Origin of the sequence: Paracoccus aurantiacus, assembly GCF_007993065.1 — a bacterium.
Taxonomy (GTDB): Bacteria; Pseudomonadota; Alphaproteobacteria; order Rhodobacterales; family Rhodobacteraceae; genus Paracoccus; species Paracoccus aurantiacus.
In genome coordinates this window covers 25,584-48,827 of record NZ_VOPL01000002.1, presented here as the reverse complement: position 1 = coordinate 48,827, position 23,244 = coordinate 25,584, and the positions used below count along the sequence as shown (strand labels likewise).

Annotated in this window: 19 protein-coding genes; 5 read left to right on the top strand and 14 right to left on the bottom strand. The window is 61.8% G+C overall.

Annotated features, from left to right (window positions below):
- Nucleotides 1-2 precede the first annotated feature (2 nt).
- Together FQV27_RS05680 and FQV27_RS05675 are read right to left on the bottom strand one after the other, a co-directional pair.
- Nucleotides 3-527: a gluconokinase gene (locus FQV27_RS05680; RefSeq protein WP_147096903.1), complete on the bottom strand. Its 525-nt coding sequence runs from the start codon at nucleotides 525-527 to the stop codon at nucleotides 3-5.
- The gene (locus FQV27_RS05675) at nucleotides 524-1,900 is read right to left on the bottom strand and encodes a GntP family permease (protein WP_147096902.1); all 1,377 of its coding nucleotides are present in this window, start codon (nucleotides 1,898-1,900) and stop codon (nucleotides 524-526) included. The genes FQV27_RS05680 and FQV27_RS05675 overlap by 4 nt, the downstream gene beginning before the upstream one ends.
- A 371-nt stretch (nucleotides 1,901-2,271) precedes the next feature.
- Between FQV27_RS05675 and FQV27_RS05670 the strand changes: the two genes are divergently transcribed.
- Genes FQV27_RS05670 through FQV27_RS05660 form a run of 3 tightly spaced genes read left to right on the top strand, consistent with a single transcriptional unit; the run spans nucleotide 2,272 to nucleotide 6,482 of the window.
- Entirely contained in the window at nucleotides 2,272-4,563 is a 2,292-nt protein-coding gene (locus FQV27_RS05670; protein ID WP_147096901.1) for a glycosyltransferase family protein, read from the top strand.
- Entirely contained in the window at nucleotides 4,560-5,636 is a 1,077-nt protein-coding gene (locus tag FQV27_RS05665; RefSeq protein WP_147096900.1) for a glycosyltransferase family protein, read from the top strand. The genes FQV27_RS05670 and FQV27_RS05665 overlap by 4 nt, the downstream gene beginning before the upstream one ends.
- Before the next feature lie 15 nt (nucleotides 5,637-5,651).
- A complete protein-coding gene (locus FQV27_RS05660; RefSeq protein WP_147096899.1) occupies nucleotides 5,652-6,482 on the top strand; it encodes a Stf0 family sulfotransferase in 831 nt (276 codons plus the stop codon).
- Nucleotides 6,483-6,534: 52 nt separating this feature from the next.
- Here FQV27_RS05660 and FQV27_RS05655 read toward each other — a convergent pair whose 3' ends face one another.
- Nucleotides 6,535-7,344 carry a Stf0 family sulfotransferase gene (locus FQV27_RS05655; RefSeq protein ID WP_147096898.1) on the bottom strand — a complete coding sequence of 270 codons (810 nt, stop codon included), beginning with the start codon at nucleotides 7,342-7,344 and terminating at the stop codon, nucleotides 6,535-6,537.
- A 158-nt stretch (nucleotides 7,345-7,502) separates the two neighbouring features.
- The gene (locus FQV27_RS05650; RefSeq protein ID WP_186827231.1) at nucleotides 7,503-8,444 is read right to left on the bottom strand and encodes an FkbM family methyltransferase; all 942 of its coding nucleotides are present in this window, start codon (nucleotides 8,442-8,444) and stop codon (nucleotides 7,503-7,505) included.
- 184 nt (nucleotides 8,445-8,628) lie between these two features.
- Between FQV27_RS05650 and FQV27_RS05645 the strand changes: the two genes are divergently transcribed.
- Together FQV27_RS05645 and FQV27_RS05640 are read left to right on the top strand one after the other, a co-directional pair.
- Nucleotides 8,629-9,273: a nucleotidyl transferase family protein gene (locus tag FQV27_RS05645; protein WP_147096896.1), complete on the top strand. Its 645-nt coding sequence runs from the start codon at nucleotides 8,629-8,631 to the stop codon at nucleotides 9,271-9,273.
- The gene (locus FQV27_RS05640) at nucleotides 9,270-9,881 is read left to right on the top strand and encodes a hypothetical protein (RefSeq protein WP_147096895.1); all 612 of its coding nucleotides are present in this window, start codon (nucleotides 9,270-9,272) and stop codon (nucleotides 9,879-9,881) included. Before FQV27_RS05645 ends, FQV27_RS05640 begins: the two co-directional genes overlap by 4 nt.
- A gap of 12 nt (nucleotides 9,882-9,893) precedes the next feature.
- Here the strand turns inward: FQV27_RS05640 and FQV27_RS05635 are convergent, their stop codons facing one another.
- The 10 genes from FQV27_RS05635 to glpD form a co-directional block, all read right to left on the bottom strand.
- On the bottom strand, nucleotides 9,894-12,425 hold the full coding sequence (locus FQV27_RS05635) for a glycosyltransferase (protein WP_147096894.1): 2,532 nt from the start codon (nucleotides 12,423-12,425) through the stop codon (nucleotides 9,894-9,896).
- Nucleotides 12,426-12,613: 188 nt separating this feature from the next.
- Nucleotides 12,614-13,753 (bottom strand): iron-containing alcohol dehydrogenase, encoded by a 1,140-nt coding sequence (locus FQV27_RS05630; RefSeq protein WP_147097374.1) that lies wholly within the window; start codon nucleotides 13,751-13,753, stop codon nucleotides 12,614-12,616.
- 11 nt (nucleotides 13,754-13,764) lie between these two features.
- On the bottom strand, nucleotides 13,765-15,258 hold the full coding sequence (glpK, locus tag FQV27_RS05625) for a glycerol kinase GlpK (RefSeq protein ID WP_147096893.1): 1,494 nt from the start codon (nucleotides 15,256-15,258) through the stop codon (nucleotides 13,765-13,767).
- A gap of 95 nt (nucleotides 15,259-15,353) precedes the next feature.
- On the bottom strand, nucleotides 15,354-17,075 hold the full coding sequence (locus FQV27_RS05620) for an ABC transporter substrate-binding protein (RefSeq protein ID WP_147096892.1): 1,722 nt from the start codon (nucleotides 17,073-17,075) through the stop codon (nucleotides 15,354-15,356).
- Nucleotides 17,076-17,143: 68 nt separating this feature from the next.
- Nucleotides 17,144-17,569 carry a DUF2160 domain-containing protein gene (locus FQV27_RS05615; protein WP_147096891.1) on the bottom strand — a complete coding sequence of 142 codons (426 nt, stop codon included), beginning with the start codon at nucleotides 17,567-17,569 and terminating at the stop codon, nucleotides 17,144-17,146.
- Nucleotides 17,569-18,372 (bottom strand): carbohydrate ABC transporter permease, encoded by an 804-nt coding sequence (locus FQV27_RS05610; RefSeq protein WP_147096890.1) that lies wholly within the window; start codon nucleotides 18,370-18,372, stop codon nucleotides 17,569-17,571. Before FQV27_RS05610 ends, FQV27_RS05615 begins: the two co-directional genes overlap by 1 nt.
- Nucleotides 18,372-19,259, bottom strand: a complete 888-nt coding sequence (locus FQV27_RS05605; RefSeq protein WP_147096889.1) for a carbohydrate ABC transporter permease — start codon at nucleotides 19,257-19,259, stop codon at nucleotides 18,372-18,374. Before FQV27_RS05605 ends, FQV27_RS05610 begins: the two co-directional genes overlap by 1 nt.
- Nucleotides 19,259-20,341 carry an ABC transporter ATP-binding protein gene (locus tag FQV27_RS05600; RefSeq protein WP_147096888.1) on the bottom strand — a complete coding sequence of 361 codons (1,083 nt, stop codon included), beginning with the start codon at nucleotides 20,339-20,341 and terminating at the stop codon, nucleotides 19,259-19,261. The genes FQV27_RS05605 and FQV27_RS05600 overlap by 1 nt, the downstream gene beginning before the upstream one ends.
- 7 nt (nucleotides 20,342-20,348) lie before the next feature.
- Nucleotides 20,349-21,431 carry an ABC transporter ATP-binding protein gene (locus FQV27_RS05595; RefSeq protein ID WP_147096887.1) on the bottom strand — a complete coding sequence of 361 codons (1,083 nt, stop codon included), beginning with the start codon at nucleotides 21,429-21,431 and terminating at the stop codon, nucleotides 20,349-20,351.
- A 51-nt stretch (nucleotides 21,432-21,482) separates the two neighbouring features.
- Complete coding sequence (gene glpD, locus FQV27_RS05590; protein WP_147097373.1) at nucleotides 21,483-23,090, bottom strand: glycerol-3-phosphate dehydrogenase; 1,608 nt, start codon at nucleotides 23,088-23,090, stop codon at nucleotides 21,483-21,485.
- Between the last annotated feature and the right edge of the window lie 154 nt (nucleotides 23,091-23,244).

Below are 23,244 nucleotides of genomic sequence, written 5' to 3'. Positions count from 1 at the left end.
GCCTAGCGGTCGGCGTCGACCAGCCCCAGCAGGCGCAGCGCTTCGGTCACCTGATCCTGCACCGACAGCGCCATATCGACGACCGCGCCATCCTCGTCATCCGAAAGCATTTCCAGCGTGGCCAATTGCGAATCCAGCAGCTTGGCGGGGAAGAAATGCCCTTCGCGGTTCGAAAGGCGATCCGACAGGATCTGTTTCGTGCCATGGACATGCAGGAAGCGCACCCTCGGCGCGCCGCTGCGCAGGATGTCGCGATAACTGCGCTTCAGCGAAGAACAGCCCATCACAGAACTTTGCCCGTCAGCCTGATAGCGCCCGATCTCGGCCGCCAGCGCATGCAGCCAGGGATCGCGATCCGCGTCAGTCAGCGCGATACCGGCATGCATCTTCTCGACATTTGCCGTGGGATGAAAGGCGTCGCCTTCGGTGAAGGGCCAGTCCAGACGGCTGGCCAATGCCTCGCCCGTCGTCGATTTCCCCGCGCCCGAAACGCCCATGACAACGATATGCTGAACAATGGCGCTCATAGCAGCCACCAGCCGATCAGCGCGAAGCAGAAGCCGATCGTGCCCAGCAGTGTTTCCATCACAGTCCATGTCTTCAGCGTCGTCTTGGTGTCCATGTCCAGGAACCGCCCCACCAGCCAGAAGCCGGAATCGTTGAAATGGCTGAGCACGGTCGCGCCGCTGGCAATCGCGATGACCAGAAAACACAGGTCGAACTGGCTGAGCCCGGTGGTCGATGCGACCATGGGAGAGATCAGCCCCGCAGTCGTCGTCAGCGCAACCGTCGCCGAGCCTTGCGCGACACGCAGCGCGGTGGCGATGACAAACGCGGCAACGATCAGCGGCAGACCGATATTTTCCAGACTGCTGGCAAGTGCCTGCCCGATGCCGCTGGCGCGCAGCACACCCCCGAACATGCCGCCCGCGCCGGTCACGAGGATGATGGCGCAGATCGGGGCAAGGGCGCGGTCCATGATCCGCTCTAGATCGGCAGGACTGCGCCCGCGCCGCAGAAGAAACATCGCGACGATGACCGTAATCAGCAGCGCAACCGGGGTCTGGCCGATCAGGCGCAGCAACACCACAACCGGCGATTCGGCATCGACAAGCTGCATCGTCGACAGCGTGTTCAACCCGGTGTTCAGAAAGATCAGCCCAAGCGGCAGCATCAGGATGGTCATCACCCGCCAGAATTCGGGCGGCGAGACAGTTGTATTGTCGTTCGGGTCAGCGCCCAGAAGCTCGGGCACGGGAAGCACGACACGCTTGCCGATGAACAGGGCGAACAGGTAGCTGCCGAAAAACCATGTCGGGATGGCAAGGACCAGTCCCACGATCAGCAGCAAACCGATATCCGCGCCCAGCAGATCACCCGCCGCGACCGGCCCGGGATGCGGCGGAACGAAAGCATGCATCACGGCAAAGGCGCCGGCTGCCGGGAAGGCGTAAAGCAGAACCGAGCCGCCGAAGCGCAGCGCGACGCTGAAGATGATGGGCAGCATCACCACAAGGCCGGCATCGAAGAAGATCGGAAAGCCGAACAGTAGCGATGCGACACCAAGCGCCAGCGGTGCACGGTCTTCGCCGAACTTGTTGATGAGTCGGTCGGCCAGCACCTGCGCCCCGCCCGTGACCTCCAGCAGACGGCCGATCATGGCACCAAAACCGACCAGCAATGCAACCGAAGCGAGTGTTCCGCCAAAGCCTTCCATCATCGTCGGCACGACTTTTGCCAGCGGGATACCGGCCGCAATCGCCGTGACCAGACTGACCAGCACCAGCGAAACGAAGGCGTGCAGCCTGAATTTCATGATAAGAATCAACAGCGCCACGACGGCCAGCGCTGCAATCAAAAGCAATACCGTGGTACTGTGAACCGGCTCAATCGGAGTCATATTCCCCTCCCATAAAAGAACGGTTCATAGTTCCTCTCATTCCGCGCCGGTTGCAACCGCTCGTGCCAACAAGCGCCTGCATTTTGGGCAGCCTGATGCCGATGCGTTCAACAGATCGGTATCGCTAAGGTTGCGCCTTGAGGTCCGCCTTGCCTTTGCCCTATACGCCTCGCTGACAGGTTCGTTGGTGCATTGCGCGAACCGTCCGCTCCGGCGGTGACATGTCAGGTTTTTAAAGAACGGCCACGCGCGGCGAAGGAATCCGGAACGGTTTCGGGCATGCGGAAACCGTGGCGATTGGGCAAAGGCAGGCAGGCGTCGCGGGCCGAAATCCCGCATCTGCAGCGGACAAGGTGATTAGGAACGTGCTGATGAATCCGAGCAACATATTCCAGCGTCTGGCTGGTCGGAATTCCGCCCGCTTGGCCGAGGTCGAGATCGTGCGGCCCTATGTCGACAGCGAGTTCTATTTTGCACGCAACCCGGACGTCGCCGCGACCAATTCGGACGCTGCACAGCACTATCACCTTTACGGCTGGAAAGAAGGTCGCGACCCGTCGGCCGACTTCTCGACGCGGAAATACCTGTCATCCCATCCAGAGCTTCTGGTCAGCCAGACCGATCCGTTGCTGCATTACGCAAGCTCCGTCGACGCGCAGCGCCACACGTCGGATGAAGCTGCCGAGGAACGTCGGCGCGACGCTGAAACCCTGCGCCCGCATTTCGATGCCGGGTATTATCTGGAGCGCAACCCCGACGTCGCCGAAGCAGGGGCCGATCCGCTGCTTCATTTTGTGCAGCATGGCTGGCGCGAGGGTCGCGACCCCAACCCGGAGTTTTCGGTCGCGGATTATCTGGCCGCGCACGAAGATGTGGCCGAATCCGGGGGCAACCCGTTCCTGCACTATATCCGTCATGGCAAGGCAGAAGGCCGCGTGCTTCGCCGGGAACTACCTGAAGAAACCAATCTTTCTTCCGTGAGCGAGCCCTCCGCGGCAGAACCCTCCCCCGCAGAACCCGCCCCGCCCGAGGCCGGCCCAATCGGAAGCATGGAGGATATCCGCCCGCATTTCGACGTGCAGTATTACCTCGTCCATAACGAGGACGTGCGCGAAAGCGGTATTGATCCCGTGGCCCATTACTGGGGAAGTGGCTGGCTGGAAGGACGCGACCCCACGCCGGAATTCTCGACCCGGCATTATCTGGAAACGAACCCGGATATTTCGGGGCAGCCGCGCCCGATCAACCCGTTCTGGCACTATGTGATCGCAGGCCGGAACGAGGGGCGCACGCCGCAGCACCCCGGCGGCTACCGCGTCGAACAGCTTCGCCACACGAAGCCTCTGGAACAAAGCGTTGCCGACTGGATCCGGCGCACCGAGCCAGGCGACCTGCTGGATCAGGCAGAGATCGAAGCGCTGATCGCAGCCGAGCGTCCCGAGGCCGACGGCAAGCTTGTCGTGGCGCTTGGCCATGACAACTATCAGCGGGTCAGCGGCGGCGTGCAGTTCTGCATCAACCACGAAGAGCAGATCACCCGTGAACGTGGCGGGTCTTATCTGAACGTCCATCCATGGCAGCCCCTGCCCCGCCTTGCGCACGCAACGGATAACCCCGACCCCATAATGGTCATGGTTCTTGACGGAAACCAGATTGGCCTTGCGCATATGTCAGCCCTGATAGGTGCGATCCGCGCGCTGACGACGCGCCTTGGGCAGGTCCGCGTCGTCGTCCACCACCTTCTGGGCCACCTGCCAGAGCAGGTCTGCGAACTGGTTGAGGCAACTGGAAGCAGTGATTGCTGGTACTGGCTGCACGACTATTTTGCCATCTGTCCGGGCGTGACACTGCGGCGGAATGGCGTCTCATATTGCGGCGCGCCGCCGGTCACGTCGAATGCATGCACGCTGTGCCGCTTCGGTGCCGAACGTGTGACCCATCTTGAGCGGATGCAAAGCTTCTTCGACAGGCTGAACGTGCATGTCGTCGCGCCCTCGTCCGTGGCGCTGGATCTGTTCGATGCCCGCGCCGATTTCACGACCGCGTCGGAAACGGTGCTGCCGCATATGCTTCTGACAAATATCCCTCGCGACGCGAAGGGTTCAGAAGATGTGCCTTCCGATGAAAGCGGCGATCCGGACGATGATCGTGTCATCACTGTGGGCTTCCTTGGGACACCCGCGGCACACAAGGGTTGGCACGTGTTCGAACGGCTCATGTCGCAATTGCGCCGGAACCCGTCTTATCGCTTCGTATTTTTCGGCACCGCGACCCCGTCGATGCTGTGGGGGACGCGCACGCCTGTTCACGTCACCGCCGCAGACCCGAACGCGATGATCGACGCCGTTGCGGCGGAAAATTGCGACCTCGTGCTGCATTGGGCGACGTGGCCGGAAACCTTCTCTCTTTCCACATACGAGGCCTATGCCGGCGGGGCATGGGTGTTGACCAACCGCATCTCTGGCAATGTCGCAGCGACCGTGCGCGCGACCGAACGCGGCGAAGTCTTTGCAACGCAGGACGATCTGATCGCCTTCTTCGAGGATGGCCGCGCCGAAGCGATGGCGGAAGCGCTGCGTGCCGAACGCGCCACGAACAAGGTGGAGCATCAGTTGAGCCAGATGATTTACGACATTTGGGACGCCGAGGAGGCAACCGCATGAGCATCCACGCCTTCACGAGCTGCTCTTACAGCTATCTGAACCGCGCGCGCGTCCTCGCCTCGTCGTTGAAGCGGCAGCATCCCGACTGGGTGCTGTGGCTGGTCATGACCGACAAGGAGCCGGAGGGCTTCACGCTCGATCTCGACAAGGAAGACTATGACCGCATCGTCACCGCAGAAGAACTCTTCGGCGATGAAACCGAAAGCTGGCTGTTCGGTCATGACATTGTCGAGGCCTGCACAGCCGTGAAGGGTCGCGCCTGCGTGCATATCCTGTCACAGCCTGATTGCGAGAAGCTGGTTTACTTCGACCCCGACATCGCGGTGTTTAATCCGATGGACGAGGTGCTTGACCTGCTCGACGATTATTCCATCGTGCTGACGCCGCATCAGACCGACCCCGATGCGATGAAGAACCGTACGGCAATCATTGATAACGAGATCACGTCGCTCAGCTACGGGATTTTCAATCTCGGGTTCATCGCTCTGGCCAATGACGACGAGGGACGCCGTTTCGCGCAGTGGTGGGATGACCGGCTGCATGACTGGTGCCACGACGACCTGGAACACGGCATTTTCGTCGATCAGAAGTGGTGTAACCTTGTCCCCTGCTTCTTCGACGGTGTGAAGGTCCTGCGCGATCCGGGCTATAACGTCGCAAGCTGGAATCTCAGCAACCGAGAGATGCGCTACGATGCCGACGGCAATGCGCTCATCAATGACAGGCCGCTTCGCTTCTATCACTTCACGAAGCTTGGCCCGGTTGGCGATACGATGACGCAGCGCTATGCCGGCAACAATATCGAGATCTATGAGTTGTGGTGGTGGTACCGCAACGCGGTCTTGGCCGCTACGAGTAATGACATTCCAAAAGGCTGGTGGTACTACGGAAAATTCGATAGCGGCGTGAAGATACCAAAGGCTGCACGCGTTCTGTACCGACAACGCCAGGATTTGCGTAACGCATTCCCGGACCCGCTGAAAACTGGTGAGTCATCCTATTATGGCTGGCTGCAAGCAGAGACGGATCTGATGGAAGCTGGCGGCGATATGGGACGGTTCATCCCTGTTTAAGGACGGTAATGTAACATGAGTCTGATGAACTTCCTGACCATGGGCAGCTCCCATGAGCGTGACATCTTGAATCATTTCGATGGTCGTGTCCGTTTCGAAGGCGAAAAACCCGTTTTCGACACGCCGCTTGTGGTCATTCTGTTCACCAATCGCTGCGGGTCCAACCTGCTGGCCGATTATCTGCTGCATACCGGTCGCTATGCCGGTCTGACAGAAGCGCTGAACGGCCCGCATGTCGCCGAAATCTCGCAACGCATCGGCGTTGACAGCTTCCCGGAATATGTGCGTCGCGAGGCTAACAGCGCGTGTCACAGTGCGGCAAGGCAAACGGGTAACGAAAGCCCGGTCTTCGGCGTCAAGGCAAGCTCCAGCCAGCTTGCGATGCTGCTGCGCTGGAATATCACCAAGATGTTCAATGGGCTGGTGATCTATCACGCGGTTCGACAGGACATCATTGGACAGGCGATTTCGATGGTGATTGCCAACAGCACCGGGAAATGGATCAGCTCAATGGAGGCTGAAACCGCCGACGCGCCGGAATATTCCTATGACGAGATCCATCGTTGGGTGAATCGTTTCACACTGGAAAATGCGTCCGGCCATTTGCTTGCCGCATCGCTCAACACACCGCGCAGAACCTTTGTCTATGAAGGCTTCAGCAAAGATCCGCTGCCGGGCGTCAGGGCGGCCGTGGAAATGCTGGGGCAGGATGCGAGCGATATTTCCGTATCCGAGCCTTCGATCCAGCGTCAGTCAAACGCGCTGAACGAAGAATTCCGGCATCGCTACCTGGCAGATGTCAGGGCGAAGATGATGGCCGGCGGACCTCATAACGGAGTTCTCTGACGGCTATCGTCCGGTCGGCCTTCGGCGGATCGGACGTATTTCCGCGTGCCCCTCAGGGATGCATGGCGACCATTTCGGCGCGCTCGTCTTCAAGCCGCGCGACGAAATCATGCTTCTCGGCGCGGAACCGCGTTGCGTATTCGCTGTTCTTCTCGGTTCCGATCTTGCGATGCGTGGTCGGAAGTTCATCGGCGGCGGCAAGCTTCGCCCCAAGCGCGTCGGCGAACAGCCCGACTGTCTCATTCGCGCCGGCAGCGGTAATGCCTTCATAGCTCAGCCGGACCGGCGACAGCCCGAAACGCGCGATCATCGCCTCTGTCTCGATCTCGGCGTGGCGAATATGCTTGATCCAGCGCTCGATCTGACCGGCATCATAGCTGTAGGAGGCGTCGCTTTTCGCGATCGCGTCGGCATCGCTGTTGGCAGAGTGGCCAACCTGCGTCTGCACCATCTTGTGCAGCGAAACCCCCTGCGCGACGATGTCCTTGCGGATCAGCCAGAAGAAGAAAGCGTCGCTGAAATGGGACATGAACCCATCGGCACCGCCGAACGTCGCCCTGATCTGATGAGATGTGATTTCGAAGCCGAACATGTCACCGTGAATGTTATGCCGGCTGATCGCCGCGACAAACTGGTCGATGTCGCGCGCGCCCTTCGCGCGCGTGCTGGTAACCATGAGCTGGGGATTGAACCACTCCGTAGGGGTGCCCATCGCCTTGGTTTCGGTCAGGATGCTGGTCAGCCAGCTACTTCCGCTGCGCGGCGTGAACAGGATCGAATAGGTTTTCTTCGGCGCATCGCTGCGCGTCCAGAAGCGGTATTTCGCCTGATCCGCTTCCGGGTCAAAAATCTGCTCAGCCATCGCTCTTCCTCGTCTGGTCGTACCGCTTCGTGCTGGGCGCGCGCGCGCAACTGCACTGGAACCGGTCGGCTGTCCTGCGCGCAGGACCGCGCGCCCGCTGCCGGTGCAGGGGTTAACGTAATCGGAGGGACTTGAAAAGAGGACAGCGCGGGACAGACCTAGTCGATTTGCGGCGGCTTTAGAAAGTCCTTCAGTTCCACTCCGTGGAGGATGCGGCCCATGCGCGCCAGCATTTCGGGACGGCTGAGGCCCTGCCAGTCAGGGCGACCCCAGCGGGGCGTGTCGTAAAGCGCGCGGCGCAGGTCGAATTTCTCGGCGATGGGACGAACGATGATGTCGTCAAGGACCGTTGCGGGGGCAAAACGCTCCAGCACATCGTCGGGTGCTGCCAGCAGCGCCGCTTCGTAGGCGAAGGGGTGCAAAAGATCCTCGGCCCCGCGATAATTGTCGGCGCGAAAGGCCGGAAACGCCACATAGACAGTGCGATATCCCAGCCAGTGCAGCGCCTCGAACAGATCGAGGCTCGCGATCTCCTCGTTGCATTCGGCCCAGATCACCGGCTTGTTCTCACGGATATATTCGTGATCGCCGATCAGAGCCTGGCGCTCCATCCCCTCCAGATCCATCTTGAGGAAATCGTAGCCGCCATGCCCGGTACGCAGATCGCGAAGCGCCCGGCACGCAATCGCGCCCGGTGCTGGCTCTTCCTGAAAAGCAAATGACTGCGCACCGTGATTGGCTTCCAACGCGCCTTCGTTGCGGGGGACGATCCAGCCGGAACTTTGCCCGACACCGCCCGAAAAAACCTGAACAGGCACATTCAGGTTCGTCTCCAGATTGGCGCGAAGCGGCGCTGCAAGTTCTGGATTGGCCTCGACCGCCAGAACGCTGGACAAGCTGGCGGATCGCGCGACACCCATGCTGAACGTGCCAAGGAAAGCGCCCAGATCCCACAGCCGCGCCGACTCTGGCACGACGGTCGCTGCCAGCATGGCCTCGATCGCGGCCCATTCGCCATGCATCCGCAGTGCGCGCACGATCAGATCGGAAGGCCAATCAGGCAGTTGCAACGGTCCGTACAGGCTGTCTGGCGTTTCCAATTCAATCCCCATGAAAAATCGCGCAAATAAACGTTGCAATCATAGCGAGTAATACACTGTCGCGCAGGACCGTATGCCATGCCGTGACGCCTGCGGCAACGTCAACTGTCGCTTGCTTGACCCGGTAGGGCGTTCTGCTAGAGGTAGTTCTCCCGCAACACATTTGTGATCACAGGCCCCGCGTATGGCTGACCATAACGATCCCGCCGACATTCATCAGCGCTTTCTGAAGCTGCGCAGCTGGGATGAGCTTGATCAGTTCCTATCGGAAACCCCGGCATCTACGCCCTTCAACCGCGCGCTGCACTATTACGCCACGACATGGACGCCTTTCCGGAAAGATCCATTCGATCCAGCTGATCTGATCTCGCTCGATCAGGCGGCGGCGATGTATGGCCGCTATCCGGTCATCTTCATGGGCAGCAACCAATGGGCGGAAAAAAGCTTTGATCCGCTGCTTGATGCCGACGGCAATCTGTCGCGGCTTGTGGACCGCGCGGCGCAGGTCCGCGCCCAGAAGCCCGATACGCCCTGCTGCGTGATCGTGGTGCCGGAAAAGGATTATGTCATCAGCCGGCTGATCCTTGGCGAGGCACGCTTCGATGCCATTCACGCGGCGATGGAAAGGCTAGGAGCGCGCCTTCAGGCTTTGGATATTCAGCTGATCTTTGACCAACCTCTTCGGAACCTGCTGGGCGGGGGACACAGCGCCGATCTGGAATTCCCCGACAGTCATCTGTCCGGCGCGCATTACCTTGATATTTCCGCCACGCGCTTGTCGCCTTGGGCAAGGACGCGGGCGCCGTCGAAGATCGGCTTCGCACGGTGACGTTCCAGACCCATCCGGACCTGCTGCCGAAATTTTCGACGAAGGAAAGCACCACGCTTCCAACCGTCTGTGCGGATTTCGCCGGTGCCGATGTTGCGCTGAGCGAGGGACAGGCGCAACTCGTGACGCCGCTTGGCAAGAACCGGCAGCGTTTCGCGAACTCCGCGCCCGCATATTCCGATCAGGTCACGGTGCTGGGCGACTCGCATTCAAGCATCTTCGCGCAAAGGCGTCTGACCTATCTTTTCGCTTCGGCGTTCGAGACGGTGGAATTCGCTTGGAACCCCACCGGCAATGCCGGCATCCCCGATCTTTCCGCATCGCGCAATATCGTGCTGGAAATGTCGCAGCGCTTCCTGTTCCCCGGCAGCGGTCGCGCGGTCGCGCCGGCAATCGTCCGCACCCCTCCCGCCTCGCGCGAGGCGTCGGATGTTCGCGCAGCGCTCGCGCGCGCGATCTGGCGGCTCGGCGTTGATGACGCATCCCTGCCGGATGATCTTGTCGAACGGAACGAAATGTTCCTGGCCGGTTTCGACAGCCATATCGGGCAGGCAAAGAAGCTGGAAGCGCTGCTTGGCGCTTATGGCTACAAGATCGTGCGAAACTGACCCCGGCGCATCTCAGGCGCTTGGGGCGTCGCTCAGGATAATATCCAGCGCGGCCGATATCTCGTCCTGATTGGTTGGCAGTGGGATGATGCCGCCCTGACCACGCTCGCGCGCGACTTTCTCGACCGCATCGCCCTGCGCGCCCAGATCGAAGCTCCAGACCGGAAGGCCGGTCGCAAGCGCTTCATGGGTCGCATAGGAAAACGTCTCGGGCCAGATCGAGGGGATCAGCCAACGGTCGATTCCATAGCGGGCGACAAGGCCCGGAATGTCTGCGACCTGGTAATTTCCGTGTATGCGCGCGGGCTGCGCAAGCGGATAGCTTGGATCGACATTCCCGACCACGACCAGCTTGGCTTGACCGTGGCGCGACAGCAGGGACGACATATCCCGCAGAACAGCGGCACCCTTCTGATGACCGATATTGCCAAGAACGCCGATCACCGGCGCGTTGGCGCTGTTGGCTGGCCGTGTGACGGCGGGCACGTCGTGCAGCAGCTTGTGTGGCGTGATCTCGATCTTCGAGGACTGTTCCGGATAGGCCGCTTCGACCCGCTCGCGGCTGTCCTGCGAAAAGACGCGCAACACGTCGGCGCGCGCCATCAGCCGCCCCCAGCCCTCGCGCCAGTCGGACAACGTCACCGTGCCAGCAGACGTGGCACGCCATTCATGGGCAGGGTCGGTGTTTTCCTGCGCCGAAGGAACACCGCGAAAGATCCCGTCGGAATCGAGCAGCGTGTAGGATGGGCTGAGCGGAAAGAAATCGTGGAAAAGCACCTCGACCCGGTCATTCGGACCATCGGCGATCCTGCCGAGCACATCGGGGATTTCCAGCGGTGAACGGTCGCCGACGCCGCAGGAATACACGACCGTCTTCTGCGCCGGGATGCTCAGCAAACGTTCGATAAGGTCGGTGTCATTAGTCTGACCCAGCGTCACGCCGCCCGGCGTGACCAGTTCGATCTGCCAGCGCGACATGCCGCCAACCCGCAACATGATCGCGACATTTCCGTCAGCGACGTCATCGGCGGCGCGACGCTCGACGTAATGTTCGGCCCCGCCGCCCATCGAATGCACGAGATAGATGAGCACGTCTGCGCCGGGCGCGGAGGCCGCCAGGGCGATCCCCATGGCCAGGCGCGAGGTGAGAAGCGGGTCGGTGCCGATAAAATCCTGTACATCCGCGTCGAATCGCGGATAGCGCCGGGAAATCATCATGCCATTGCTGCGCATCAGGCGCTGCTTTTCTTCGCTGCCAAAAGACACGCCGCCGCGATGTTCGACAAACAGGCCACCAAAGCCGAGATTGCGCCCGCCGCGCAGCGCCGCACGCTGGCACCAGTCCACTTCCTCGCCATAGCCCTTGCCAAAGACGGTATCGAGTTCGGGCAGCGCGCGCAGATAGTCGATATTCATCGCCATGCAAAAGCCAACGCCGGTCGGCACATCGACCCGCTCACCCGTGCCGGGCAGTGTCGCTATACGGCTGTTGATAAGGTCAACCTGCCCCGGCTGCAGGTCAACACGTTCGCAGATGACGGGCGCGTTGAAGATTTCCGCGTCATTCGACATCGGCGTGACGGTCGCGACGCGGCTTTCTTCCAGCATTGGGCGCATCAGCTTGCTGGCCCAGCCTTCGGGGACAAACGCATCTGCGTTCAGCAGCACGACATGCGCGCCCGCCGGGATCGCTTCGGCGAAGGCCCTGTTGACCGAACGAATGAAGCCAAGGTTTTCGTCATTCTCGATCAGCGTCACCTGCCCGCGCATCTCGGGCGTAAGACCCTCGTGCCACGACCTCAGCCAAGGCCGCACGCGGTCGTCACTGGACCGATCCTCGACCAGAAGAAGATGAAAGGGCAGATCGGTATGTTTGATGACCCGCGCCAACACCTTTGGCAACAGGTCGAAACCGTTATAGACCGGAACCACGATGGTGATGCGCCCGCCCGGCAGGTCAGGCAGCGGCCCGATCGGGGCAGAATCCGGCGCGAAAGCGTCCGCGTTCAGTTCGCCGGAACGCGTGACGGTATTCAACCCGAGCGCGTCCTTGATACGCATCGCTGAATGCGTGTCGCGATGGCGCAAGTAATGCAGGCCCGGCGCAACGACCTTCAGGCTGTCGCGTGCGAAGGGCAGCACCTGCGAAAGCCGCATTTTGGTCAGATCGCGATGTTCGATTGCGGGCATCGGATAGACGAAGCTCTGGCCGTCATGCTCGACCCAGAAAACGGTGTTCGACTGCGACAGCGGCAGGTCCAGACGGAATCCCGGCAACATGTTTTCAGCGCCGACAAACTGGCTACTGACATCATTCCGCTGCAATGCCGGTTCGCCCGAGACGCTGTTCTCGGTATTGCTGAGCCCCACAGGGCCACCGACGGTCCAGCCTTCTACCCTCAGACGACCATCATTAACCGTGATCGCCTCGACATAGCCGAAGATCATTCCGCGCCTGTCGCGAAGCGCGAAACCGGGCTTCGAAAGACTGCCATGCCGCGCGGTATAGCGGTTGAAAACACTCTGCAGCACTTTGGGAAGCATGTCGTTCTGCCTGTTCAACGTGAGCCCCGCCTTTCACGAAGGTCTCCGCGACGCAGCGGACAACCCTACCCGAAGGGCAACATTCGATGGAGATCGGATCGGACGGCTTCTTCGGCACGGGCAGCATCCGCTCTCAAGCTCCCCTATGACCAATATGACGTGCAAGCGCAACAGCGCGCTGCAATGCGCTAGCCTGCGCGCGCAAGGATTCGCAGAAGATCGTCGGTGTCGAGCGGGGCCGGATTCCCCTTATAGGAAGAACTTTGCGTCGCTGCCACAGCGACATCGGCGTGCCGCGCTGCGGTCAGGCCCTGCGCGGAAAGCGAAGGCAGGCCCGCATCACGTGCCCAATCTGCCAATGCCGCAGGCGCGTCGCCAGCATCGACGCCGAATGCGGTGGCCAGCAGATCGCAGATATCGGCAATGCGGCGCGCGGCCTCGCCCGTTGCGCAGGCGCGATTGGCGTCAAGCACCGGCCCCAGCAGCACGCCGCAGATTGCGCCATGTGCGGCACCCGTTTCGCCCCCGATCACCCCTGCGAAACCGTGCACCGCGCCCAGACCGCCATTTGCAAGCGCGACACCGCCTGACAGGCTGACCCATGCCATGACATCGCGCGCGGCTGCGTCCTCGCCCTGCATCAGTTTTTGCAATGCCTTCAGACCTGGCGCGATTGCCGGGCCAGAGATCGCGTCGGTAAAGGGCGTCGCCTTGGCGGAAACATAAGGCTCGATCACCTGTGCCAGCGCGTCCAGTCCCGAAGCGAGCGTCACCGCGTGAGGGCAATGATCGGTCAGCGCGGGATCGACAATGGCGATGCGGGGCAGCATCCGGGCGTCGCGCAAGGACACCTTGCGGCCATGATCGGGCAGACCGATCACGGCGTTGCGCGTGGCCTCTGCCCCGGTGCCTGCCGTTGTGGACATGGCGATAAAGGGCAACGGGTCCACCAACAGCGGCAGACCGCGACCCACCACCTCCAGATGATCCATCGGGTCAGAGGTCGCGGGGATCAGCGCCGCCAGCGCCTTGCCCATGTCGATTACCGCGCCGCCGCCGATTGCCAACACCCAATCGGGCCGCGCCTCGCGGGCCTGTGTCAGCGCATCCAGCAGCATCGGCAAGGTGGGCTCTGCCCCGCAGGACAGGGTCGTGATCTGCGCGCCCGCATCGCGCAGCGCATCGACAAGCCAGACAGCCCGCGCGGGCGATGCGCCGTGGACGACCAGCCCGCGCCGGCCGAATTGCAGGGTCAGGCCGGGTGCCTTCGCGGCCTCTCCCCTGCCGAACAGCACCTGTCCGGGCAACGCGAAGCCGAAGGCGGGAATTGCGGGCGTGCTCATGTCGCGGAAATCGTCGCCTGCACGGCGCGCTGCCAGCGGGCGTATTTTGCGCTGCGCTCGTCTTCCTCCATCAAGGGATCGAAGCGCCGTTCCAGCGCCCAGCTTGCCGCAAACCCATCCTGGTCGGGATAGATCCCGGCTTTCATCCCGGCCAGCCATGCGGCACCCAAGGCCGTGGTTTCCGTCACCTCGGGGCGGTCGACCGACGCGCCCAGAATATCCGAAAGGAACTGCATCGCCCAATCGGATGCAGCCATGCCGCCATCGACGCGCAAGACGCCCTCTCCGTCGCTTTCGGCGGTCCAGTCCGCGCGCATGGCTTCCAGCAGGTCACGGGTCTGATAACCCACGCTTTCCAGCGCCGCGCGGGCAAATTCGGCAGGCCCGGAATTGCGCGTCAACCCGTAGATCGCGCCGCGGCTGTCGGGCCGCCAATAGGGCGCGCCAAGCCCGGTGAAGGCCGGCACCATCACCACATCCTGAGAAGCGTCCGCCTTATTCGCCAGCGGCTGGGTTTCCGAGGCCTCGCGGATGATCTTCAGCCCGTCGCGCAGCCACTGCACCACCGCGCCCGCAATGAAGATCGACCCTTCCAGCGCATAGGTGGTCTTTCCGTCCAGCCGGTAAGCGATGGTCGTCAGCAGCCGGTTGGTCGACGGCACCATCTGATCGCCAGTGTTCAGCAGCGCGAAGCAGCCGGTCCCATAGGTCGATTTCATCATGCCGGGCTTGAAACAGGCCTGACCGACGGTCGCCGCCTGCTGATCGCCTGCGACGCCGAGGATCGGGATTTCACGCCCGAACAGATCGGCGCGGGTGGTTCCGAAATCATCGGCGCTGTCGCGAACCTCTGGCAGCAGGTCGGCGGGAATGTCCAGAAGCGCAAGGATTTCATCGTCCCAGCGGTTCTCGGCAATGTTGTAAAGCATCGTGCGGGCCGCGTTGGTGGCATCGGTCGCATGCACCTTGCCGCCGGTCAGGTTCCAGATCAGCCAGGTATCGACGGTGCCGAAGGCCAGTTCGCCCTTCTCGGCGCGGGCGCGCGCGCCATCGACATTGTCCAGCAGCCATTTCAGCTTGGTGCCCGAAAAATAGGGGTCGAGCAGCAGGCCGGTCTTTTCAGTCACCATCTCCTCATGCCCCTGATCCTTCAGGGCGGCGCAGATGTCAGCCGTGCGGCGGTCCTGCCAGACAATGGCGTTGTGCAAGGGCTTGCCGGTCTTGCGATCCCAAAGCAGCGTCGTCTCGCGCTGGTTGGTAATCCCGATGGCCGAGATATTGCGCGCCCCGATCCCGGCCTTTTCGATCACCGCCCGCGCGGTCGCGGCCACCGTGGACCACAGGTCCTTGGGGTCATGTTCAACCCAGCCCGACTGCGGAAAATGCTGGGGAAATTCCTCTTGCGCCGTCGCGATGGGCCGCAGGTCGCTGTCAAACAGGATGGCGCGGGACGAGGTGGTGCCCTGATCTATGGCAAGAATATGGGTCATGGCGCAGCTTCCCCCGTGCTGCGGGACGCGGACGTCCCGGCGAATGTATCAAAAGAAAAGGCGGGCGACCGAAGCCGCCCGCGCCTCGCCCGGTCTTACTGCCAGGACTTGATCAGTTCGTCATAGGAAACCGTCTCACCCTGCGGCTTTTCGTTTTCCAGTGCCGCCACAGGTGCGCCGGGTTCGTCCAGCCATTCCTGCGGGTCCTTTTCCTCGTTCATCTTCGGACCGAGATCGCCCTGAACGCCTGCACGCTCCAGCCGCTCCAGCACCTTTTCCTGCTCGGCGCAGAGCGAGTCCAGCGCTTCTTGCGGGGTCTTGGCGCCCGACAGCGCGTCCCCGATATTCTGCCACCACAGCTGCGCGAGCTTCGGGTAGTCAGGAATATTGGTGCCGGTCGGCGACCACTGCACCCGCGCGGGCGAGCGATAGAATTCGACCAGACCGCCCAGTTTCGGCGCGCGTTCCGTGAAGGATTTGTCCTGAATGGTCGATTCCCGAACGAAGGTCAGACCGACATGGGATTTCTTCACATCCACCGTTTTCGAGCCGACGAACTGCGCATAAAGCCAGGCGGCCTGCGCGCGGTCCACGGGCGTCGATTTCAGCAGCGTCCACGACCCCACGTCCTGATAGCCAATCTTGGTGCCTTCTTCCCAATACGCGCCGTGCGGGCTGGGGGCCATGCGCCATTTCGGCGTGCCGTCCTCGTTCACGACCGCAGTGCCTTCCTTGACCATGTCGGCGGTGAAGGCGGTGTACCAGAACATCTGCTGCGCGATATCACCGCGCGCCGGGACCGGGCCGGCTTCACCGAAGGTCATGCCCATGGCTTCCGGCGGCGTGAACTTGTTCAGCCAGTCGATTGCCTTGGTCACGGCATAGACTGCCGCCGCGTCGTTCGTCGCGCCACCACGCGCCACGCAGGACCCGACAGGGCGCGAGTTCTCGTCCACGCGGATGCCCCATTCGTCGACCGGCAGACCGTTCGGGTCGCCCTTGTCGCCCATGCCGGCCATGGACATCCAGGCATCGGTGTAACGCCAGCCGAGGCTGGGGTCCTTCTTGCCGTAATCCATGTTGCCCCAGGCAGAGGTCGGGCCGCCTTCGATATAGGACATGTCGCGGCCGGTGAAGAATTCGGCGATGTCTTCATAGGCCGACCAGTTCACCGGAACGCCAAGGTCATAACCATACTTGGCCTTGAAATCGTCCTTGGTCTTCTGGTCGTTGAACCAGTCATAGCGGAACCAGTACAGGTTCGCGAATTGCTGGTCGGGCAGCTGATACAGGTCGCCATCCGGCGCAGTGGTGAATTTCAGGCCCAAATAGTCGGGCAGGTCCAGGCCGGGGTTGGTGAAATCCTTGCCCTCTTCCTCCATCCACTTGGTCAGGTCGCGGGCCTGCTGATAGCGCCAGTGGGTGCCGATCAGGTCGCTGTCATTGACATAGCCGTCATAGATGTTTTCGCCGGTCTGCATCTGGGTCTGCAGCTTTTCAACCACATCGCCCTCGCCGATCAGGTCATGGGTGACCTTGATGCCGGTGATCGCGGTGAAGGCCGGGGCCAGCACCTTCGATTCATATTCATGCGTGGTGATGGTTTCGGAAACGACCTTGATTTCCATGCCCGCAAGCGGGGCAGCGGCGTCGATAAACCACTGCATTTCCTTTTCCTGATCCTCGCGCGAGAGCGTCGACAGATCGCCGATCTCTGCATCGAGGAAGGCTTTCGCGGCATCCATATCCGCGAAGGCCGGTGCGCCTGTGACCATCAGCGCAAGCGCCATGGCGGTGGTCGTGTAAGTCAGTCTCATGTGATCCTCCCCTTGAGACGTTTTATATGCCGGGGGCGACAACCGCCCCACAGCTTATCGTGATGCCCTCAGACCCAGCGGAACACCGCTGTGGCGTAAAGGGCGCAAAGTCCGAGGCCCCACCAGACCGGGGCACCGAAGAAGAACAGCCAGCCAAGGCAGATGAAGGCTGAGCCGAGAAGCGTGATGAACAGCCGGTCCCCACGCGTGGTTTCGATCCGCAGGATGCCGCGGCGAGGCGTTTCCGGGAAGCGGACGGCAAGTATGGTGAACAGGACCAGCAGGCTTGCGATGATCCAGAAGAACAGCGCGACCGGGAAGGTCCATGCCATCCATCCGCCGGGGATCATCGGATCGGTCCATGCCTTCGCGCCTTCTTCCGTCACCGGCGTGGCCCAGATCAGGAAACCAAGGGTTGCGCCAAGGATGATGATCGCAGTGGCGTAGATCGCGGGCCAGTTCGCGCGGCGGGTCGGGATTGCAGTATCGGTCATCAGACCCTCCCCAGGGCGAAGCCCTTGGCGATGTAGTTGCGGACGAACCAGATGACCAAGGCACCCGGAATGATGGTCAGCACCCCTGCCGCCGCCAGCACGCCCCAATCCATGCCGGACGCGCTGACCGTGCGGGTCATGGTGGCGGCGATGGGCTTGGCGTTGACCGATGTCAGCGTGCGCGACAACAGCAGTTCCACCCAGCTGAACATGAAGCAAAAGAAGGCAGCTACGCCGATGCCGCTCGCGATCAGGGGCATGAAGATGCGGATGAAGAAGCGCGGGAAGGAATAGCCGTCGATATAGGCGGTCTCGTCGATCTCCTTCGGCACGCCGCGCATGAAGCCTTCCAGAATCCACACCGCCAGCGGCACGTTGAACAGGCAATGCGCCAGCGCCACCGCGATATGCGTATCGAACAGCCCGATCGAGGAATAAAGCTGGAAGAAGGGCAGCGCGAAAACGGCGGGCGGGGCCATGCGGTTCGTCAGCAGCCAGAAGAACAGATGCTTGTCGCCGATGAAGTTATAGCGGCTGAAGGCGTAAGCCGCCGGCAGCGCCACCGCAATCGAGATTACCGTGTTCATCACCACATAGATGATCGAGTTGACGTAACCCATGTACCAGCTGGGATCGGTCAGGATCACCGTATAATTCCGCAGCGTGAAGTTGTCCGGGAACAGGGTGAAGGCGCCGGTGATCTCGGCATTGGTCTTGAAGCTCATGTTCACGAGCCAGTAGATCGGCACCATCAGGAACAAGAGGTAAAGCGCCATCACCACGGCAGAGGTCTTGATCCGCATTACAGCTCCTCCGGGATGTCGGATGCCGAACGGTCCATGTTCGTCATCACGGTGTAGAAAACCCAGCTGACAAGCAGGATCACAAGGAAATACATCAGGCTGAAGGCGGCGGCCGGGCCAAGGTCGAACTGGCCCACGGCCATCTTCACCAGATCGATGGACAGGAATGTGGTGGCATTGCCCGGACCGCCGCCGGTGACGACGAAGGGTTCGGTATAGATCATGAAGCTGTCCATGAAGCGCAGCAGCACGGCAATCAGCAGAACGCCCGACATCTTCGGCAGCTCGATATAGCGGAAGACGGCCCAACGGCTGGCCTGGTCGATCTTGGCGGCCTGATAATAGGCCTGCGGGATGGATTGCAGCCCGGCATAGCACAGCAGCGCGACAAGCGAGGTCCAGTGCCAGACATCCATCACCACCACGGTGATCCACGCATCCAGCACATCGGCGGTATAGTTATAGTCGATGCCAAGCGCCGCCAGCGTATGGCCCAGCAGACCGATATCGGTACGCCCGAAGATCTGCCAGATGGTGCCCACCACGTTGAAAGGGATCAGCAGCGGCAGCGACATGACCACCAGCACGAAGCTGGACCAGAAGCCCTTCTTCGGCATGTTGAGCGCCACGAAAATCCCCAGCGGCACCTCGATCGAAAGGATGATGGCCGAGAACAGGATCTGGCGGCCAAGCGCCTCGTGCAGGCGCGAGGAATGGATCATGTCGTCAAACCATTCCAGACCCGCCCAGAAGAATTCGTTATTCCCGAACGTGTCGTTGAAGGCGTAATTCACCACCGTCATCAGCGGGATCACAGCCGAGAAGGCGACCAGCACCAGCACCGGCAGGACAAGGAACCAGGCCTTGTTGTTCTGTGTCTTTTCCATCAGGCCGCCCTCCCCAGCGGAGCGACGCGCCAGTCATCGGCATAGACATTGATCTTGGCGGGGGTGAAGGCGACGCGGGCGTGGCCCTCGACCGGCTGGCCTTCCGGCAGGACGATGTTCAGGGGGGTGCCCATGACCTCGCCGCGCAGGATGCGGTGACGGCCGGCATCCTCGATCCGGTTGATGGTCAGCGGAAGGCCCGCGCCATCGGTCAGCACGGCATGTTCGGGGCGTATGCCGATCTGCACCTTGCCGGCAGCAGGCGCATATTCCGCGCCCAGATCGACGCTTTCACCGCCCGGAAGCAGCGCCCGGTTGCCCTGCACATCGGCATCCAGAAAATTCATGCCGGGCGAGCCGATGAAGTAACCGACGAAGGTATGGGCCGGGGTTTCGAACAGCTCTTCCGGCTTGCCCATCTGGACGACGCGACCATCATACATGACCACGACCTTGTCGGCGAAGGTCAGCGCCTCGGTCTGGTCATGGGTGACATAGATCATCGTATGGCCGAATTCGCGGTGAAGCTGCTTCAGCTGCGTGCGCAATTCCCATTTCATATGCGGGTCGATGACGGTCAGCGGTTCGTCGAACAGAATCGCGTTCACGTCCTCGCGGACCATGCCGCGGCCAAGGCTGATCTTCTGCTTGGCATCCGCCGTCAGCCCCTGCGCCTTGCGCGACAGCATCGTTTCCATCCCGATCATCTGGGCGATCTGGTCGACGCGGGCCTTGATGTAATTCGCATCCATCCCGCGATTGCGCAGCGGGAAGGCCAGATTGTCGCGCACCGACATGGTGTCGTAGACGACCGGAAACTGGAAGACCTGCGCGATATTGCGCTCGGCCGTTGCCGCATCCGTCACGTCGCGGTCATTGAACAGCACCCGCCCGTGACTGGGCCGCAGCAGGCCCGAGATGATGTTCAGCAACGTCGTCTTGCCGCAGCCCGACGATCCCAGCAGCGCGTATGCCCCGCCATCCTGCCAGACGTGATCCATTTCCTTCAGCGCATAATCCTTGTCCGTCTGCGGATTCGGATAATAGCTGTGGGCGAGGTTTTTCAGCGTGATCTGTGCCATGGTCCCCTCAGGCCGCCATTGCATAGGATGCGGGCGCGGCAAGCCGGCCTGCGTCGTCGAACAGATAAACATGGGCCGGGTCCAGCCAGACCGTCAGCGGCTGACCGGGGGTCAGGTCATGCACGCCCTCGACCAGCCCGACCCAGCGGTCGGCGTCGTGATGGACATGGATGAACGTCTCTGACCCTGTGATCTCGGTCACGGACAGCGTGCAATCGAAGGGGATCGCCGCGTCGCTGTGCTTTGCCAGATGCAGGTGATTGGCGCGGAAACCGGCCTGATAGCTGCCGTCGGGCAGATCGCTGAAACCGGCAATCGGGGCGCTGCTGCCGCCAAGCGTGACCTGCCCGCCTTGCTTCTGCGCCGTCACGAAATTCATCGGCGGGTCGCTGAAGACGCGCGCGGTGGTCGCGTCCTGCGGCTGGCGGTAAACCTCGGTCGTGGGGCCGAATTGCGTTACCCGGCCCTCCCAAAGTGTGGCGGTGTTGCCGCCCAGAAGAAGCGCTTCCTCGGGCTCGGTGGTGGCATAGACGAAGATCGCGCCGGAGGCTTCGAAGATGCGCGGGATTTCGACGCGCAATTCTTCGCGCAGCTTGTAATCGAGGTTCGCCAGCGGCTCGTCCAGCAGCACCAGACCCGCGCCCTTCACCAACGCGCGGGCAAGCGCGCAGCGCTGCTGCTGGCCGCCCGACAGTTCCAGCGGTTTCCGGGTCAGCATGGGGGTCAGGCGCATCATCTCGGCGGTTTCGCGCACCTGCCGGTCGATCTCATCGGCGGGTCGGCCGAGGATGCGCAGGGGCGAGGCGATGTTTTCGTAAACCGTCAGGCCGGGATAGTTGATGAACTGCTGATAGACCATGGCCACGCCCCGGTCCTGCACACGCTGGCCGGTCACGTCCTGACCGTCCCAAAGGATACGGCCCGCGCTTGGCTGGTCCAGCCCTGCCATCAGCCGCATCAGGCTGGTCTTGCCCGCCAGCGTCGGCCCCAGCAGCACATTCATCGTGCCCTTCTGCAATGTCAGACTGGTGGGATGGATATGCACCCTGCCCCCAACCAGACGCGACACGCCCTGCAATTCCAGCGTCATTCAACCTCTCCTGCCGGTGACACACACCTGTCCGGTGCTGTCCCGTTCTTCTTATTCAGCCGCGTCTTTCGTCTTTGCCTGCCGCAGATACCCTTCCAGCGCCGCCACCTGGCCGGGCGCCAGATGCAGGCCCAGCTTCGTGCGCCGCCAAAGAATATCCTCGGCATCGTGGGCGTATTCGCGGCTGAGCAGCCAATCCACCTCTGCGCCGGTCAGGGTCGCGCCCAAATCCGGGCCCAGATCGGCCGCGGATCGTGCGTCACCAAGCACGTCAAACGCCTCAGTCCCGTAGGTGCGCACCAGCCGTCCCGCCCAGTCCGGGGTCAGAAACGGATAGTCGGTCAGCAGGCTTTCAGTCAGCGCAGCCACGCCATTCACCGGGAAGTCGCCACCCGGCAGCGGAACGCGCGCGGTCCAGTCCCCGCCTAGATCCGCGAACCAGGGGGCAAGCTTCGCCATCGCGCTTTCCGCCAAGCGCCGATAGGTGGTGATCTTGCCGCCAAAGACGTTCAGCAGCGGCGCGCCCTTGTCATCGACACTGAGAACATAGTCCCGTGTCGCCGCAGTCGCCGATTTCGCCCCGTCATTGTAAAGCGGTCGCACGCCGGAATAGGTCCAGACCACATCGTCAGGCGTGACAGGCTTGTCGAAATATTCGCTTGCGAAGGCACAGAGATAGTCGCGCTCCTCGTCCGAGCAGCGCACATCCTCTGGCGGGGCATGATGGTCCTTGTCCGTCGTGCCGATCAGGGTGAAGTCCTGTTCGTATGGGATCGCGAAAATGATGCGCCCGTCCGTCCCCTGAAAGAAATAGCAGCGATCGTGGTCGTAAAGCTTCGGTGTCACGATATGGCTGCCGCGCACAAGACGCACGCCCTCGGTGGAATCGATATGCGTCACGTCGCGGATCACCTGTTCGACCCACGGCCCGCCGGCATTGACGAGCGCGCGCGCGGTATAGGTGGCGGGACCGTCCGGGCCATCGACCTCGACCCGCCACAAATCGCCCTCGCGATATGCGGCGGTGACGCGGCTTCGGGTCATGATCTTAGCGCCGCGCGCCTCGGCATCGCGGGCATTCAGCACGACCAGCCGCGAATCCTGAACCCAGCAGTCGGAATATTCGTAAGCAATCCGGAAACCGGGTTTCAGCGGCTGGCCCAGCGGGTCTTGTGACAGATCCAGTTTCGACGTGCCCGGCAGAAACTTCCGCCCGCCCAGATTGTCATACAGGAACAGCCCCAGCCGGATCAGCCAGGCAGGCCTGCGCCCCTTCATCCACGGCATCACGAAGGACAGCAGCCGCGAGGTTGGTGTGTCATTCTCGAACCGCATATCGGGCGAATAGGGCAGCACGAAGCGCATCGGCCAGCTGATATGCGGCATGGCGCTCAGCAGGGTTTCACGCTCCTCAAGCGCCTCGCGGACCAGACGGAACTCGAAATATTCCAGATAGCGCAGCCCGCCGTGAAACAGCTTTGTAGAGGCCGACGATGTGCCTTGCGCCAGATCGCCCTGTTCTGCCAGCACGACAGACAAGCCGCGACCAGCCGCATCGCGCGCGATGCCGCAGCCATTGATTCCGCCACCGATAACAAACAGGTCGACCGGGTCTTGCGGCGTGGATTGCGACACGTTTCCTCCCTTGCCGCAGGCCATTTCCGCGACTGGATCAGGGGTAAAGCTTTCGTGAAAACAGTCAAGGAATTTTTTTCGAAAATGTTCGCTTTTATATAAATCGAACATTATGACGCGGCGTATTGGCGTGATATGAACGAAACCGACTGCACCTGACCGCGCTTCTCGACTTGAA